13 protein-coding genes and 1 pseudogene are annotated in these 16351 nt (G+C 54.9%); 6 read left to right on the forward strand and 8 right to left on the reverse strand.

Annotation, left to right across the window (positions count from 1 at the left end; translation table 11 throughout):
• Positions 1-46: 46 nt before the first annotated feature.
• The 5 genes from B4056_RS15060 to sohB all read right to left on the reverse strand — a co-directional run bounded on the left by B4056_RS15060 (position 47) and on the right by sohB (position 6147).
• Complete coding sequence (locus B4056_RS15060; RefSeq protein ID WP_039384574.1) at positions 47-226, reverse strand: hypothetical protein; 180 nt, start codon at positions 224-226, stop codon at positions 47-49.
• Positions 227-229: 3 nt separating this feature from the next.
• Positions 230-388 carry a YmiA family putative membrane protein gene (locus tag B4056_RS15065; RefSeq protein ID WP_071668859.1) on the reverse strand — a complete coding sequence of 53 codons (159 nt, stop codon included), beginning with the start codon at positions 386-388 and terminating at the stop codon, positions 230-232.
• A gap of 492 nt (positions 389-880) precedes the next feature.
• Positions 881-1855 carry an HTH-type transcriptional regulator CysB gene (cysB, locus tag B4056_RS15070; RefSeq protein ID WP_039384577.1) on the reverse strand — a complete coding sequence of 325 codons (975 nt, stop codon included), beginning with the start codon at positions 1853-1855 and terminating at the stop codon, positions 881-883.
• Between the two features lie 184 nt (positions 1856-2039).
• Positions 2040-4637: a type I DNA topoisomerase gene (topA, locus tag B4056_RS15075; RefSeq protein WP_039384579.1), complete on the reverse strand. Its 2598-nt coding sequence runs from the start codon at positions 4635-4637 to the stop codon at positions 2040-2042.
• Positions 4638-5100: 463 nt separating this feature from the next.
• Positions 5101-6147, reverse strand: coding sequence for a protease SohB (sohB, locus tag B4056_RS15080; RefSeq protein ID WP_039384581.1), 1047 nt, complete (start codon positions 6145-6147; stop codon positions 5101-5103).
• Positions 6148-6322: 175 nt separating this feature from the next.
• Here sohB and B4056_RS15085 point away from each other — a divergent pair, with 175 nt between their 5' ends.
• A complete protein-coding gene (locus B4056_RS15085; RefSeq protein ID WP_094110945.1) occupies positions 6323-7087 on the forward strand; it encodes a YciK family oxidoreductase in 765 nt (254 codons plus the stop codon).
• The gene (cobO, locus tag B4056_RS15090; RefSeq protein ID WP_094110946.1) at positions 7084-7671 is read left to right on the forward strand and encodes a cob(I)yrinic acid a,c-diamide adenosyltransferase; all 588 of its coding nucleotides are present in this window, start codon (positions 7084-7086) and stop codon (positions 7669-7671) included. Before B4056_RS15085 ends, cobO begins: the two co-directional genes overlap by 4 nt.
• Positions 7672-7699: 28 nt before the next feature.
• On the opposite strand, the gene rluB is transcribed toward cobO, so the two are convergent.
• Positions 7700-8575: a 23S rRNA pseudouridine(2605) synthase RluB gene (rluB, locus tag B4056_RS15095; RefSeq protein WP_071668861.1), complete on the reverse strand. Its 876-nt coding sequence runs from the start codon at positions 8573-8575 to the stop codon at positions 7700-7702.
• A 777-nt stretch (positions 8576-9352) separates the two neighbouring features.
• Here rluB and B4056_RS15100 point away from each other — a divergent pair.
• Complete coding sequence (locus tag B4056_RS15100; protein WP_039384588.1) at positions 9353-9994, forward strand: hypothetical protein; 642 nt, start codon at positions 9353-9355, stop codon at positions 9992-9994.
• A gap of 23 nt (positions 9995-10017) precedes the next feature.
• Here the strand turns inward: B4056_RS15100 and B4056_RS15105 are convergent, their stop codons facing one another.
• Together B4056_RS15105 and rnm are read right to left on the reverse strand one after the other, a co-directional pair.
• Positions 10018-10638, reverse strand: a complete 621-nt coding sequence (locus B4056_RS15105; protein WP_039384591.1) for an L-threonylcarbamoyladenylate synthase — start codon at positions 10636-10638, stop codon at positions 10018-10020.
• Between the two features lie 21 nt (positions 10639-10659).
• Entirely contained in the window at positions 10660-11535 is an 876-nt protein-coding gene (gene rnm, locus B4056_RS15110; RefSeq protein ID WP_039384594.1) for an RNase RNM, read from the reverse strand.
• A gap of 280 nt (positions 11536-11815) precedes the next feature.
• Between rnm and B4056_RS15115 the strand changes: the two genes are divergently transcribed.
• From B4056_RS15115 to trpCF, 3 genes and pseudogenes are all read left to right on the forward strand, one after another.
• A complete protein-coding gene (locus tag B4056_RS15115; protein ID WP_094110947.1) occupies positions 11816-13378 on the forward strand; it encodes an anthranilate synthase component 1 in 1563 nt (520 codons plus the stop codon).
• Positions 13378-14971: pseudogene (gene trpD, locus B4056_RS15120) on the forward strand (bifunctional anthranilate synthase glutamate amidotransferase component TrpG/anthranilate phosphoribosyltransferase TrpD). Before B4056_RS15115 ends, trpD begins: the two are co-directional and overlap by 1 nt.
• 7 nt (positions 14972-14978) lie before the next feature.
• The gene (gene trpCF / locus B4056_RS15125) at positions 14979-16340 is read left to right on the forward strand and encodes a bifunctional indole-3-glycerol-phosphate synthase TrpC/phosphoribosylanthranilate isomerase TrpF (protein WP_190289142.1); all 1362 of its coding nucleotides are present in this window, start codon (positions 14979-14981) and stop codon (positions 16338-16340) included.
• Positions 16341-16351: the final 11 nt, after the last annotated feature.

Raw genomic sequence — 16351 nt, forward strand, 5'->3', positions numbered from 1 at the left:
AAAAAATCAAAGCAACATCAGATGCTAAAAATAAGTGCAACAACAATTATTTGAGTTTTGGATCCATAAAAGATTCGATAAAGCTGCGCTGCTTGTCACTCAGATCCCAGGAAGCAGGAATCGCTACAGACTGCTCAGCAGCAGGAGCTTCTTTTGCTTTGCACGCAGGTGTATTTGGCTGCCGTGCAGTGACCGGATATTTACGACTGAGTGAGTTTGCCCACATGGCTTAGCCCCATAAACGCCAAATCATTAATGCCACCACTACCCAGAACAGCGCTGAAGCAGCGAAGACAGCCAACCAGGCTTTGCGACGGGTGTTACCGGTACGCTGAACCTTGGTGCTCTTAGCCCGGAAGTCGGGTTGTACAGTTATTCTCGTAGCCATAGTTTTTGATAATCACTCTCAACAAAACGATTGATAACAACGATTAAGATTTAGGATGAATCCTAAACTTCTTAAGTCCAAAAATCCAGTTATTTTTATTGAGCACAACGATTAACGCTATTAATCAAAGCTTCGAAAACTGATTAGCCTTATTGAAACACAGACCTCAGAACTATTAAAAAAACGGCGACCGCAATTTGGGTTAAACAACAATTAGTACCACTTTAAATTTGAGTTAAATAAGAAACCTCAGCAATAAAGCCCTTCTTCATCAGGTGTTAACTGGAGTATGGGAATAATCCTGGCAGTGTGCAAAGAAGCGAACCGAAAAATGTGTACTGTTTCTCAATTAATTAATAACAATGAAAAAACCTGTGATGCATGTTTTATTTACAGAAAAATGTCGGCTTTTGTTGAACTACTGATGGCGCTAAGCGAGGGGAAACCTGAAGGTGCCCACTGGACACCCCGGTAAATTCATGATTTGGCGAATTATTTGAAAGGGAGTTTGATATCGCGGAACATCGCTTCAATGTCGTCATTGGAGCGCAGAGCAACAGCGGTGTCTACCACATCACGCGTGAGATGCGGTGCAAATCGCTGAATAAAATCATACATATAGCTGCGCAGGAAGGTGCTGCGGCGGAAGCCTATTTTGGTCGTACTATTGGTGAAAATCTCTGAAGCTTCAATGCGAACCAGATCCGGATCGGCTACCGGGTCAACCGCCATACTGGCAATCACACCCACACCTAAGCCAAGCCGTACATAAGTTTTAATTACATCTGCGTCAGTTGCGGTAAACACGATACGCGGGGTCAGACCTGCACGATTAAACGCTGTATCGAGCTCGGAGCGGCCGGTAAAACCAAAGGTGTAGGTTACCAGTGGGAAATCGGCCAGCTCCTCTATAGTCACGTTGTCTTTGCCTGCCAGCGGATGGTCGGGCGTTACCACAATCGCACGATTCCAGTGGTAACAGGGCAGCATGATGAGATCGTCGTAGAGGTGCAGGGCTTCAGTAGCAATGGCAAAGTCAGCGTTGCCCTTGGATACCGCTTCAGCAATCTGCGTAGGGGAGCCCTGATGCATATGCAGTGAAACGCGAGGGTAGCGCTCGATAAATCCTTTGATTACGCCCGGCAGCGCATAGCGCGCCTGCGTATGCGTGGTGGCGACATAAAGCGATCCCTTGTCAGGCCAGGTGTGTTCGCCCGCTACGGATTTAATCGCATCAACTTTTGATAATACTTCACGTGCTATGCGGATAATCTCTTCACCGGCTGGCGTAACCTGCGTCAGATGTTTGCCGCTGCGGGCAAATATCTGCACCCCCAGCTCATCTTCAAGCATACGTACCTGTTTGCTGATGCCAGGCTGTGAGGTATAGAGACCTTCAGCGGTCGATGAGACGTTGAGATTGTGATTGACCACTTCCACGATATAGCGCAACTGCTGCAGTTTCATAGTTATATCTTCCCGTTAGCGACTAACGTGCGTGCCGGCAGCCGCCCATGATGCAGATGTGAGGAACAGAGCGAATTGAGAATAGAAAAACTATAACAACTATATCAGTTTTTAACCGAATAAAGAACGTTAGGTTATAAGGCGGGGAAAGTAAACGGGGCTGGCAGATGCCAGCCCCGGAGAGTTATTTTTTCGCTTCCTGCCATTTACCGTCAATATAGAACATTGACCAGCCAGTTGCTTTACCCTCTTTTTCAGACGAAACGTACTGCTGTTTTGTCTTGCGGCTAAAACGCACCAGGGTTTTATTTCCTTCCGGATCGGCTGCCGGTGCCTCTGCCAGATATTTAAGCTTTTCCGGCAGACGGTCAGCGAAGCGCTTCAGCTCTTCCACCAGCGGCGCGCGGGTCTCGCGCGATTTCGGGAACGTATTAGCCGCAAGGAAGACGCCGGCTGCTCCGTCACGCAGCACAAAATAGGCATCTGACTTCTCGCACGGCAGCTCAGGCAGCGGTACCGGATCCTCTTTCGGCGGCGCGACTTCGCCATTGCGCAGGATTTTACGGGTGTTTTTACACTCTTCGTTGGTACACGCCATATACTTGCCAAAGCGTCCCATTTTAAGGTGCATTTCCGACCCGCATTTCTCGCACTCGACTATAGGGCCATCATAGCCCTTGATGCGAAACTCGCCCTGCTCAATTTCATAGCCATCGCACTCTGGATTGTTACCACAGACGTGCAGCTTGCGGCTGTTATCGATCAGATAGCTGTCCATCGCGGTGCCGCACTTAACGCAGCGGCGGCGGGCACGTAACGCGTTGGTTTCCGCGTCGTCACCCTCCAGCACGTTCAGCACTTCGTTTTCCGGGATCAGATTGATGGTCTGCTTGCAGCGCTCTTTTGGCGGCAGGGCGTAGCCCGAACAGCCGAGGAATACGCCGGTGCTGGCCGTACGAATGCCCATTTTGCGACCGCATGTCGGGCAGTCGATTGAGGTCAGCACCATCTGATTCGGCTGCATGCCGCCCTCTTCCGGATCTTTTTCAGCCTGCTCCAGCTGCTGGCTGAAGTCACTGAAGAAGGAGTCGAGAACGCCTTTCCACTGCGCCTGATTGTTGGCTACCTGATCGAGGCTGTTTTCCATATGAGCGGTGAAATCGTAATTCATCAGCTCGCGGAAATTTTCTTCCAGCCGGTCGGTGACGATCTCACCCATCTTCTCAGCATAAAAACGACGGTTCTCAACGCGTACATAACCACGATCCTGGATAGTGGAAATAATAGACGCGTAGGTTGAGGGACGGCCAATACCGCGCTTCTCCAGCTCGCGCACCAGCGACGCCTCGCTGAATCGCGCCGGAGGCTTGGTAAAATGCTGGCTCGGCTGCAGCGCAGTCAGATCTAGTATTTCCCCTACCGCTACTGGCGGCAGCGTCCTGTCTTCATCGTTTTTACGCAGCGCCGGCATAACGCGCGTCCAGCCATCAAAACGCAGCGTGCGGCCTTTTGCCTTGAGCCTGAATTCGGCTGCGCCTACGGTCAGCGTGGTGGAGTCATATTTAGCCGGGACCATCTGACACGCCACAAACTGGCGCCAGATAAGCTGGTAAAGTTTTTGCGCATCCGCTTCCATATCTTTCAGCTGCTCAGCGCTTACGTTGACATCTGACGGGCGAATCGCTTCGTGCGCTTCCTGCGAATTATCTTTGCTGGTATAGGTCACCGGCGCTTCCGGCAGGTATTTTTTGCCGAACTCGCTGGCGACATAGTCGCGCGCCATGGCCACTGCATCCTGGCTCAGGTTCGTGGAGTCAGTACGCATGTAGGTAATGTGACCCGCTTCATAAAGCCGCTGCGCCATCATCATGGTTTTCTTCACGCCAAAGCCGAGACGTGTGCTCGCAGCCTGCTGCAGCGTTGAGGTAATAAAAGGTGCAGAAGGTTTGCTGCTGGTCGGTTTATCTTCACGATCCAGCACTTCATAACGCGCTTTTTCCAGTATCGCGACCGCCGCGTGCGTCTGCTCGCGGTTAACCGGACGAAACGCTTTGTCGCCCTGATGCGTCACCTGCATCGCCAGCGCATCGCCTTTTGGCGTAGCAAAATCTGCGTCGATCTCCCAGTACTCTTCTGGCACAAACGCTTTGATTTCGCGCTCGCGCTCAACCACCAGACGTACCGCTACCGACTGAACGCGTCCGGCAGAGAGACCGCGGGCGATCTTTTTCCACAGCAGAGGCGAAACCATATACCCCACAACGCGATCCATAAAACGGCGCGCCTGCTGGGCATTAACCCGCTCGATATTCAGTTCACCCGGCTTTTCAAACGCCTGGCGAATCGCATTTTTGGTGATTTCATTAAACACCACCCGGCTGAAACGCTTGTCGTCGCCACCAATGACTTCACGCAGGTGCCAGGCAATGGCTTCTCCTTCGCGGTCAAGGTCGGTTGCGAGATAGATATGATCGGCGTCAGCGGCCAGGCTCTTAAGTTCAGACACAACCTTCTCTTTGCCTGGCAGGATCTGATAATCAGCTTCCCAGCCATGCCACGGATCAACACCCATTCGGTTGACCAGCGCCGCCTTTTCATCTTTTTTAACTTTTTTCCCGGTTTTTACCTTCTCACCGTCAGTACTTTTACGGGTCGTTGAACCACTGGTCGGCAAATCGCGGATATGACCGACGCTGGATTTCACCACGTAGTCATTACCGAGGTATTTATTGATTGTTTTGGCCTTTGCCGGGGACTCAACGATAACGAGTGCTTTACCCATATGTACCTTTACCTGATTGAAACGTCCTGATAAACGGGAGAGGATTAATGCCCCAAAACCCAGTGGGTTTAATATTGCTGCCAGCAATCTGATTTTCAAGCTGGCGGGGACTGCCACTATTCAGTTTAAAACGGTGTGCGCAACCTTATGATTAACTACACTTTTTCCGCCTGACATCATCACACATCCTGGTGTGAACTCCCTGAAAGCTGAATCGCCCACACTCTACCTGATAAAATCTGATACGCAACTTAAATAGCACTCTGTTTAATTTTGCGCCAGCTGCAGGCGTGAACACGGATAAGTGGCAACAGAATGGCAGGTAATATAGAAGGAGAAAATGCGCTGTCAAAAAAAGTCGGATAATTCGGGACAAAAATGGAATTCATTTCACAACCCGGCCGAAGTAAATGGGACTCACCCGTTGCTAAGCATAAAAAACCCGGCCGGAGCCGGGTTTCTGTTACAGCAGAGGCTTTTCGCCACGCTGCCAGATTTTTAGCAACAGCCGTTCTGCCGCCTGGCTGGCGCTGCCGGTAAAACGATCCATCATCTTTTTCTTACGCGCATACTGTACGCCCAGCACGGTGAAGCGCTCCATATGCCGGATAATCAGGGCATCACTGGTGCCGATTTCATCAATCAGACCCAGTTCAAGCGCCTGCTGCCCATACCAGTGTTCGCCGGTCGCTACCCGGTTCATATCCAGCGACGGACGCATTTGCTGCACAAAGCCCTTAAACAGCTGATGCGTTTCATCCAGATCGTGCTGGAACTTCTCACGCCCCTCTTCGGTATTTTCACCAAACAGCGTCAGGGTACGTTTGTACTGGCCTGCAGTATGCAGCTCCACGTCAATATCATTGCGCTTCAGCAGCCGGTTGAAGTTGGGGATCTGCGCCACAACGCCGATTGAACCGATAATGGAGAACGGCGCGGCGACAATGCGATCTGCCACACAGGCCATCATATATCCGCCGCTGGCGGCCACTTTATCTACGGCGGCGGTCAGGCGCAGACCCGCGTCGCGCAGGCGCTGCAGCTGCGACGCTGCCAGACCGTAGCCATGCACCACCCCGCCCGGGCTTTCAAGCCGCAGCAGGACTTCATCACCCGGTTGCGCTACGGCCAGTACAGCGGATACTTCTTCACGCAGGGAGGCGACTTCACCCGCGTCCATGCTGCCTTTAAAGCCAAGCACATAGAGTACCGGCTTCGCGGTTTCAGTGACGCCGTTTTTTGCGTTGCGCTTCTCTGTTTTCGCTTTCAGCTTCTCTTCTTTTTTATGCTGTTTCAGCCAGACTTTTTGTACCTGCGGCTTCATTTTAGCCAGCTGCAGATCCTCTTTTATCTGACGATACTCATCATCCAGATGCGTCACCTGCAGCTGACCGGCGTGATGACGTTTGCGCAGCGCAGCATTCAGTATGATAAATACTACGGCCGCAATGGCGATCACTACCGTGACAGCCTTGGCCAGGAAGAGCCCATAGCTGGAGAAAAAATCCATTCTGCCGCCTTATTAAACAGTGAATTACAATTAACAGCTGAGTGTAACTGCTTTAACCCGGTTCGTCGCCTGAAAAGCCCGCAGGCGGCACAGAATGCTCCTCTGTTGCATTGCACCGGCTGGCGAATTCAGGCATAAAGCCATAAACCTCTACCACTGACTGAAGGAGATTGCTGTGCACTATCAGCCTAAAGGCGATCTACTCGAAAACCGCATTATTCTGGTTACCGGCGCATCAGACGGCATTGGCCGGGAAGCGGCGCTGACCTATGCCCGCTACGGCGCCCGCGTTATCCTGCTCGGACGTAACGCCGTTACCCTGCAGCAGACAGAAGCGGCGATTAACCAGCTTAATAAGCAGCCCGCCAGCTCATACCTGCTGGATCTCGCGACCGCCACGCCTGAATCATGTCAGCAGCTGGCCGCGCAGATTGCTGAGCGCGTGCCGCGTCTGGACGGCGTGCTGCATAACGCCGGTATTCTGGGTGAAATTGTTCCGCTGGCCGATCTTGAGCCGGCCCTCTGGCGCGAGGTGATGCAGATCAACCTGGATGCCACCTTTTATCTGACGCAGGCTCTGCTGCCGCTGTTGCTGAACTCAGAGGCGGGATCGCTGGTATTCACTACCTCCAGCGTAGGCCGCACCGGGCGCGCCGGCTGGGGCGCTTACGCCGTCTCTAAATTTGCCACTGAAGGCATGATGCAGGTGCTCGCCGATGAGTATAAAAACCACGCCCTGCGCGTAAACTGTATCAATCCCGGCGGCACGCGTACGAAGATGCGCGCCAGCGCGTTTCCGGAGGAGGATGCAAACCTGCTGAAAACTCCGGCCGATTTAATGCCGCTTTATCTCTACCTGATGGGCGATGATAGCCGGCGTAAAACGGGCATGAGCTTCGATGCTCAGCCCGGACGTAAAGCGGGTCCGGCCAGCGCATGAGCGATCGCCATCAGCAACGTCAGCAGCGCCTGAAAGAGCAGGTTGACGCGCGCATCGCTGCGGCGACAGAACATCGCGGTATCGTTATGGTATTTACCGGTAACGGTAAGGGAAAAACCACGGCGGCTTTCGGTACGGCGCTGCGCGCCTGCGGCCACGGAAAAAAGGTGGCAGTGGTACAGTTCATTAAGGGGGAGTGGCCCAACGGCGAGCGTAATCTGCTGGCGCAGCACGGGGTTGAGTTTCAGGTAATGGCCACCGGATTTACCTGGGAGACCCAGAGCCGCAGCACGGATACGATCGCCTGCCAGCAGGTCTGGGAGCAGGCACAACGCATGCTGGCTGATAGCGATGTTGACCTGGTGATCCTTGATGAAATCACCTATATGGTGAGCATGGATTATCTGGATCTGGAGGCGCTGATGCTTGCTCTGCAACAGCGTCCGTCTGCGCAAAGCGTGATTATTACCGGACGCGGCTGTCACCGGCGCCTGCTGGAGCTGGCAGATACCGTGACTGAGATGCGCCCGGTAAAACATGCCTTTGATGCCGGCATCCAGGCGCAACAGGGAATTGACTGGTAGCCGCTGCCGGGGCAGCGGCACACAGCCATCAGGCGCCGCGTTTGCTGCTGCGGCGCTGAGTGGTATTGCCGGCGCTGCTGTGACGCTTCACTGCGCGGCGGATCTGATTCGCTTTGGTGCGACGGCGATCTTTCTCAACGGCAACTTTGGTAACGGTCTCTTCCGGCATGCCCACCAGCTTACGCAGGTAGTTTACCGCCGGCAGCTCCATCTCCATCCAGCCGCCGCGCGGCAGGCCTTTTGGCAGCTGAATATCACCATAACGCACGCGCATCAGGCGGCTAACCTGAACGCCTACCGCTTCCCATAAACGACGCACTTCGCGGTTGCGTCCTTCGGTAAGGGTAACGTTGTACCACTGATTGATCCCTTCACCGCCAGCAAACTTAATGGTTTTAAAGGCAGCCGGGCCATCTTCCAGCTGAACGCCCTTGCTCAGCAGACGCACTTTATCGTCACCCACTTCGCCAAAAACACGCACCGCATATTCGCGTTCAACTTCGCGACTTGGATGCATCAGACGGTTAGCCAGTTCCCCATCGGTAGTGAACAGCAGCAGACCGCAGGTGTTAACGTCCAGACGACCCACTGCCACCCAGCGCGATCCACGCAGGCGCGGCAGGCGGTCAAACACGGTTGGGCGCCCTTCCGGATCGTTACGGGTACAAAGCTCCCCTTCCGGCTTGTAATAAGCCAGCACGCGGCACACTTCCGTAGTGGACTCGGCAATAGAGACCAGGTGACCATCAATACGAATTTTCAGGCTTTTGTCATTTTCAATGCGATCGCCCAGCGTGGCCAGTTTGCCATCTACGCTGACGCGTCCGGCGGAAATCATGGTTTCGATTTCGCGGCGCGAGCCGTGACCGGCGCGCGCTAATACTTTCTGTAATTTTTCGCTCATGGAGCTGCCTCGTTGTCGCCTTCCCAGGCGTCGTGGTAAGAATGGGTAAGACAGCGGGATTACCACGTCCTCTGTCAGAAACTGTTAACGTTGCGCATCAATCTGACCGGATGCAAACGGCCTGCGATTTTACACCAGCTAAGGTTGCGTTAACACCTTTAACTTTGCTGCCGATAATAGCCGGCCGGCGTTTTCCCGCCTCTGCCGGTTTTGCCGTTCATGACGACAGGCGTTTTTATCCCTGACACTCTCCTGTTTACAGCCTGGTCAATGACCTGGCGATAGAGAAGCTCGTATTATATTGATGCCTGATGAGCCCGACCGGGGAAATCGCTTTGAAGCAATGAACCCGCTAAAACCGTTCAGGCCCCGGCTGCACGGCAAAATAGTGCTATCGCTTACGAAAACCACACAATCATCTACCCAATCAGCTTAAAACAAAATTTCACCTCGCCCTGAGTGGGTTGTGCGTATGATCCGCGCTACAGGTTGGTTTAAGGCTCTATATTCTGTTTTATTGCCATCTATTAGCGCGCTGAATTTGTGCATAAATAAAAGCGGTGTAAAATAAAGCAGCAGGCCAGATGTAGATTCGAAGAAATATTATTTTATTAAGCCTAAAGCTATTTATAACAAATTATTAACGTCACTCTGCATGACGGCTGTTTTAACGGAAAATATCCCGTCTATATGCCCGTACAGGCTGACATAATTAATTAGCGTGTCTGCTCTCCTCACCAGGGATGTTACTGACGCGCCTTAAAGAAGATCGTAACAATGAAAATAACCGTACTTTGCCCGGCGCTGTTCGCGCTGGCGCTGACCGGTTGTTCCGTTGGACAGACTGAATACAGCAAAGCGGCGCTTGAACATGTTGATATGAGCGTAACAGGCGTGCCGACAGTGCTGGGTTTGGGTGTTCTCGGTACAACTATTCCCCTTACGCCGGAGTACAGCCTGACAGCGGCGCACGTTGCTAAAACGTCTGTGCAGCGCGTTAAGGCCTATCATCCTTATTGCGACGTTGCGATTATTTATCATAAAAATAGTCCTGATACGCTGGCCAGGTTTCGTACCAGCGCGCCCGGAGAAGCGATTAAAATGTATGGCTACAGTTTTATTTCTGCCATGCCGGTTGAATCGAGCGGCGTTAATTTGGCGCGCACGGCTATTACTAATCGCTGGAATAAAAAACCCTGTATGGCAATGGCATCTAATGCGGGTGTGACTCAGGGAATGTCAGGCGGCGCGGTCTATAACAGTGATGAAACCATTGCCGGAGTGATTGTGGGATACAGTCATGAAATTGCGAACAGACGTAGCAGAAAAGTGATCCTTAAAGATGTGTCACTCTATATTCCCTATGGCGATTTTAAGCGCTGGCTTGAGCGCAATCTCAGCCAGGCGCCTGTCACGTAGCGACACCTGGCCTGGCCGGGCGATTAGCTAAATGGCCGCGTATCTCCGGCACCTGCGCGCACCACGACCGGCGTGTCTTCCGTCAGGTCGACAACCGTCGTCGGCTGTTGCCCCAGCGTGCCGCCATCGAGGATCAGATCGACCAGTTTTCCGATGCTGTGCTGGATCTCTTCCGGATCGGATTCCGTAAAGTCATTACCGGGCAGCATCAGTGATGTCGACATCATCGGCTCATTCAGTCGCTCAAGCAGCGCCAGCGCAACCGGATGCGAAGGCACGCGCAGCCCGATGGTTTTGCGTTTGTCATTCATCAGGCGGCGCGGCACCTCTTTCGTCGCCTTGAGAATAAAAGTGTAATTACCTGGGGTGTTGTTTTTCAGGATACGAAAGGCTGAGTTGTCGACCTGAGAGTAAACCGAAAGCTCTGAGAGGTCGCGACACATCAGCGTAAAGTTGTGGTTACCATCCAGCTGACGGATACGGCAGATACGTTCCATCGCGTTTTTTTCTTCCAGCCGGCACCCCAGCGCATAGCCGGAGTCGGTGGGATAGACAATGACGCTGCCTTTATTGAGATAATCCACCGCCTGATTAATCAGGCGCGGCTGCGGGTTATCAGGATGAATGTGAAAACGTTGACTCATAAAAACCTCTTGTCATCTGTCTCAGGCAGTTGAAGCGGGGGCCAGAGCGGGAAAGCGTTCCCAGACGGGTTCAACGCCACCCGGCAGCCAGAGTTTACGCCCCAGCTCAATCCAGGGACAGGGTTGGTGAAAGTCGGACCCCTGCGATGCTGCCAGTTGATTATCGCGCGCATAGCCTGCCAGCTGGGTGCGTTCGTTAGGCGGCTGCTGACACTGCGCCACCTCGATCGCGTCGCCTCCCGCTTGTGCGAAAAAGGCAATCAGCCGCTTCAGCCATTTTGCCGACAGGCCGTAGCGTCCCGGATGCGCCAGCACCGCGACGCCGCCGGAATGATGAATAGCTTCAATAGCTTGTTCAATTGTACACCATTGTGGTGGCACATAGCCGGTTTTGCCACGCGCCAGATAGTGTTTGAACACCTGGGCCATATTCTCAGCTTTACCCTGTTCAATCAGATAACGGGCAAAATGACCGCGCGTAATCACCCCACCCTGTGCCAGCCGCTGTGCGCCCGCCAGTGCGTCGGGGATGCGGGCCCGCTCCAGCCGTTCAGCAATCTGCAGCGCCCGCTCATAACGACACTGGTGCTGCGCTGCCAGAAAGGCCTTAAGTGCCGGATGATCGCAATCGATATTCAGGCCTGCGATATGAATTTCGTGATTTTCCCACAGCGTGGACGCTTCCAGACCGGCCAGCACTTTTATCGGCAGTTTCTGCTCCTGTGCAAACGCCTGCGCCTCAGCAACGCCCGCGACCGTATCGTGATCGGTAATGGCCAGCACGCCAACTTGCTTATCAACCGCGCGCTGAACCAGGGCCGCTGGGGTCAGCAATCCATCGGAGGCGCGGGTATGGCTGTGAAGATCGTAAAGCGGGAAACGGCTGATATCTGACAAAGTAACTCCGGAGCACGGCTAAAAATCAGCGGGCATGATAGCGATTTTGTTGTTAACTGAGAAAGGGTATTGACATTTTTCACACGAACCAGTTAACTAGTACACAAGTTCACACACAGTGGGTATCTGCCATGAGTCAGGTAGCAATGCGGTTAACAGATAGCTGGCGTACGTCTTCCTGTAACGGGTGGCGTTATTGTGCACAAGCCTGATTGCTGTGCAGATACCTGAGCCCGCCACCATGCGGGCTTTTTTTTGAGCGAATTTCAGAGAAATTATCATGGCAAATGCGAAACCTACATTGAAGTTGATTACCGGAAACGCACCCTATCGCGAAGATCCGGCCGCGGTGTTTCATCAACTGTGCGGCGCACGTCCGGCCACTCTGCTGCTTGAGTCTGCGGACATCGACAGCAAAAAAAATCTGAAAAGCCTGCTGATTGTTGATAGCGCACTGCGCATCAGCGCCCTTGGTCAGACCGTGTCTTTACAGGCGCTCTCTGAAAATGGCCGTGCCCTGCTGCCGTTGCTGGATGCCGCTCTGCCTGAGAGCGTAAAAATCGACGTTCGTCCGGATGGTCGTGAGCTGCATTTTGCTACGGCGAATGATGTACAGGATGAAGATTCGCGGCTAAAAGCCTTCTCGGTGTTTGATGCGCTGCGTCTGATTCCGCAACTGGTTAATACACCTGCCGATGAGCGTGAAGCGATGCTGCTGGGCGGACTGTTTGCTTACGACCTGGTCGCCGGCTTTGAAGCGCTGCCGGCGCTGCGCAACGACCAGCGCTGTCCCGACTACTGCTTCTATCTGGCGGAAACGCTGCTGATTATCGACCACCAGCAGGGTGCAGCCCGCCTGCAGGCGAGCCTGTTTACGCCGTCAACCAGTGAGTTTCAGCGTCTGCAGAGCCGTATTGAGCAGCTGCACGGCCAGATGACACAGCCGGCGCCCGCCCTGCCGGTGCAGCGCGTGGAACAGATGACGCTCAGCACCAGCCAGAGCGATGATGCTTACTGCGAGGTGGTGGCGTCGCTGCAGCAGGCTATCCGCATCGGTGAAATTTTCCAGGTCGTGCCGTCGCGCCGCTTCTCGCTACCCTGCCCGTCACCGCTTGCCGCTTATGAAACGCTGAAGAACAGCAATCCCAGCCCCTATATGTTCTTTATGCAGGATCGGGAATTCGCCCTGTTTGGTGCCTCACCGGAAAGCTCGCTGAAGTATGACGCGCAGTCGCGCCAGATTGAGATCTACCCCATTGCCGGCACCCGCCCGCGCGGCCGCCATGCCGACGGCTCGCTGGATCGCGATCTCGACAGCCGTATCGAGCTGGAGATGCGTACCGATCATAAAGAGCTGGCCGAACATCTGATGCTGGTGGATCTGGCGCGTAACGACCTTGCCCGTATCTGCAAACCCGGCAGTCGTTACGTTGCCGATCTGACCAAAGTTGACCGCTACTCTTTTGTTATGCATCTGGTCTCCCGCGTGGTCGGCACGCTGCGTGACGATCTGGATGTCCTGCACGCCTACCGCGCCTGTATGAATATGGGCACGCTGAGCGGCGCGCCTAAAGTACGCGCCATGCAGCTGATTGCTGAAAAAGAGGGCACGCGGCGCGGCAGTTACGGCGGTGCCGTGGGCTACTTCACGGCGACCGGCGATCTCGATACCTGCATCGTGATCCGTTCCGCCTGGGTCGAAGAAGGTGTGGCTACCGTGCAGGCGGGTGCCGGCGTGGTGCTGGATTCTGTCCCGCAGGCTGAAGCGGATGAAAGCCGCAACAAAGCACGCGCAGTTCTGCGCGCTATCGCAACCGCGCACCACTGCAAGGAGATGTTCTGATGGCTGATATCCTGCTGCTCGATAATATCGACTCGTTTACCTATAACCTGGTGGATCAGCTGCGCAGCTTTGGTCACAACGTAGTGATCTACCGCAACAGCGTGCCGGCTGAGACGCTGATTGCGCGGCTGCAGCAGATGGAAAATCCGGTGCTGATGCTGTCACCCGGTCCTGGCGCGCCAGCTGATGCGGGCTGTATGCCAGCCCTGCTGCAGGCGCTGCGCGGCCAGCTGCCCATTATCGGTATCTGTCTGGGTCATCAGGCTATCGTTGAAGCGTATGGCGGCCACGTGGGCCAGGCGGGTGAAATTCTGCATGGTAAGGCGTCTGCGGTAGAGCATGACGGCAGCGCGATGTTCAGCGGCCTGAGTAATCCGCTGCCGGTGGCACGTTATCACTCGCTGGTGGGGAGTAATACGCCCGCTGAGCTGACGGTTAACGCCAGCTACAACGGCATGGTCATGGCCGTGCGGCATGATGCCGATCGCGTCTGCGGCTTTCAGTTCCATCCTGAATCGATTCTCACCACCCAGGGCGCACGCCTGCTTGAGCAGACGCTGGCCTGGGCGCTGGCGCAGTAACAGGGAGATAAAGATGCAAACTATTCTGGAAAAACTGTATCAGGCGCAAACGCTGAGCCAGGCGGAGAGCCACCAGCTGTTCAGCGCCATTATTACCGGTCAGCTGGAGCCCACTCAGCTGGCCGCAGCGCTGATTGCCATGAAAGTGCGCGGCGAGCAGCCACAGGAGATAGCCGGCGCCGCATCGGCGCTGCTGGCTGATGCCAAACCTTTCCCGCGTCCTGACTATGCGTTTGCTGATATCGTCGGCACCGGAGGCGACGGCAGTAACAGCATTAATATCTCGACCGCCAGCGCGTTTGTGGCCGCAACCTGCGGCCTTAAAGTGGCCAAACATGGTAATCGCAGCGTCTCCAGCAAATCCGGCTCCTCCGATCTGCTGGCAGCGTTTGGTATTAATCTGGACATGCCCGCGCAGCAGGCGCGCCAGGCGCTGGACGATCTTAATGTCTGTTTCCTGTTTGCGCCGCAGTACCATACCGGCTTTCGTCACGCGATGCCGGTGCGTCAGCAGCTGAAATCGCGCACGCTGTTCAACGTGCTCGGCCCGCTGATCAATCCGGCCCGACCGCCGCTGGCGGTGATTGGCGTGTACAGCCCGGAGCTGGTGCTGCCCATCGCGCAAACGCTGAAGGTGCTCGGCTATCAGCGGGCCGCTGTGGTCCACGGCGGCGGAATGGATGAGGTCGCTCTGCACAGCGCCACGCAGGTGGCTGAGCTGCGCGAAGGGGAAATTACCTGCTATCAGCTGACGCCGGATGACTTTGGTTTTGGCATGCATGACAAAGAGGCGCTGGCGGGCGGGACGCCGGAAGAAAACCGTGACATTCTGACCCGTTTACTTCAGGGTAAAGGAGAGCCCGCGCATGAGCAGGCGGTCGCCGTTAACGTGGCGATGCTGCTGAAAGTGTTTGGTCATGAAGACCTGCGCGACAACGCGGAGCGGGCCATTGCCGCGATTCGCAGCGGACAGGCTTATGAGCGCGTGGTTGCACTGGCAGCGAGAGGATGAGATGAGTATTAAAGGCACCGTATTAGAGAAAATTGTGCAGGATAAGGCGATCTGGATAGCAGAGCGTCAGCAGCAGCAGCCGCTGGAGACATTCCACCCGGAACTGCAGCCGGCAACGCGCTCTTTTTATGACGCCCTGCGCGGCACCCGCACCGTTTTTATCCTTGAGTGTAAAAAAGCGTCACCGTCAAAAGGGGTGATCCGCGAGGATTTCGATCCTGCCGCCATCGCCGCCGTCTATCGTCATCACGCGTCTGCCATTTCGGTTCTGACGGATGAGAAATATTTTCAGGGTGACTTCGCTTTTCTGCCGATTGTCAGCGCGGCGGTGACCCAGCCCGTGCTGTGCAAAGATTTTATCATCGACCCCTATCAGATCTACCTGGCGCGCCACTACCAGGCGGACGCCATCCTGCTGATGCTCTCCGTACTGGATGATGAACAGTACCGGCAGCTCGCCGCAGTGGCTCACAGCCTGAACATGGGCATCCTGACCGAAGTCAGCAATGAGGCGGAGCTGGAACGGGCGATTGCCCTCGACGCTCAGGTGGTGGGCATCAACAACCGCGACCTGCGCGATCTTTCGATCGATCTTAACCGCACCCGCGAGCTGGCACCGCGCCTCAGTCACGGCGTCACGGTCATCAGTGAATCCGGTATTCATAATTATGCGCAGGTGCGTGAGCTGAGCCGCTTTGCTAACGGTTTTCTCATCGGCTCGGCGCTGATGGAAGAGGCTGACCTGGCAGCTGCGGTACGTCGCGTGCTGCTGGGTGATAATAAAGTGTGCGGCCTGACGCAGCCGGAAGCGGCGCGCGCCGCCAGTGAAGCGGGAGCCCTGTATGGCGGTCTGATTTTTGCTGAAGGCTCACCGCGCAAAATCGATACTGTCCAGGCACACCGCGTGATGGCTGCAGCGCCGCTGCGCTATGTGGGCGTGTTTCGTAATGCGCCGGTTGGTGACGTTGTCACGCTGGCGGTAGAGCTGAATCTGGCAGCAGTGCAGTTGCATGGCGCCGAAGATCGCGACTATGTTGCCACGCTGCGTCAGGCGCTGCCGGCCCGGATACAAATCTGGAAAGCGCTGAGTGTCAAAGAGAGCCTGCCGGCGCGCGACTGGCCGCACGTTGATCGCTACGTGTTTGATAATGGGCAGGGCGGCAGCGGGCAGCAGTTTGACTGGTCGCTGCTGCAGGGAGAGTCGCTGGACAATGTGCTGCTGGCTGGCGGTCTCGCCGCTGATAACTGCGTGACGGCAGCCCAGCTGGGCTGCGCTGGTCTTGATTTTAACTCCGGCGTGGAGTCCGCCCCTGGCATAAAAGATGCCGGCAAAATTGCTGCGGTATTTACCACATTACGCGCTTACTAATGTTGCTGGCC

The sequence above is a fragment of the Pantoea sp. UBA7232 genome (genome assembly GCF_002473195.1).
Lineage (GTDB): Bacteria > Pseudomonadota > Gammaproteobacteria > Enterobacterales > Enterobacteriaceae > Pantoea > Pantoea eucrina.

Coding starts and splice junctions, on each gene's coding strand:
- B4056_RS15060 (WP_039384574.1), bottom strand. CDS start 226: ATGTGGGCAAACTCACTCAGTCGTAAATATCCGGTCACTGCACGGCAG.
- B4056_RS15065 (WP_071668859.1), bottom strand. CDS start 388: ATGGCTACGAGAATAACTGTACAACCCGACTTCCGGGCTAAGAGCACC.
- cysB (WP_039384577.1), bottom strand. CDS start 1,855: ATGAAACTGCAGCAGTTGCGCTATATCGTGGAAGTGGTCAATCACAAT.
- topA (WP_039384579.1), bottom strand. CDS start 4,637: ATGGGTAAAGCACTCGTTATCGTTGAGTCCCCGGCAAAGGCCAAAACA.
- sohB (WP_039384581.1), bottom strand. CDS start 6,147: ATGGATTTTTTCTCCAGCTATGGGCTCTTCCTGGCCAAGGCTGTCACG.
- cobO (WP_094110946.1), top strand. CDS start 7,084: ATGAGCGATCGCCATCAGCAACGTCAGCAGCGCCTGAAAGAGCAGGTT.
- rluB (WP_071668861.1), bottom strand. CDS start 8,575: ATGAGCGAAAAATTACAGAAAGTATTAGCGCGCGCCGGTCACGGCTCG.
- B4056_RS15100 (WP_039384588.1), top strand. CDS start 9,353: ATGAAAATAACCGTACTTTGCCCGGCGCTGTTCGCGCTGGCGCTGACC.
- B4056_RS15105 (WP_039384591.1), bottom strand. CDS start 10,638: ATGAGTCAACGTTTTCACATTCATCCTGATAACCCGCAGCCGCGCCTG.
- B4056_RS15115 (WP_094110947.1), top strand. CDS start 11,816: ATGGCAAATGCGAAACCTACATTGAAGTTGATTACCGGAAACGCACCC.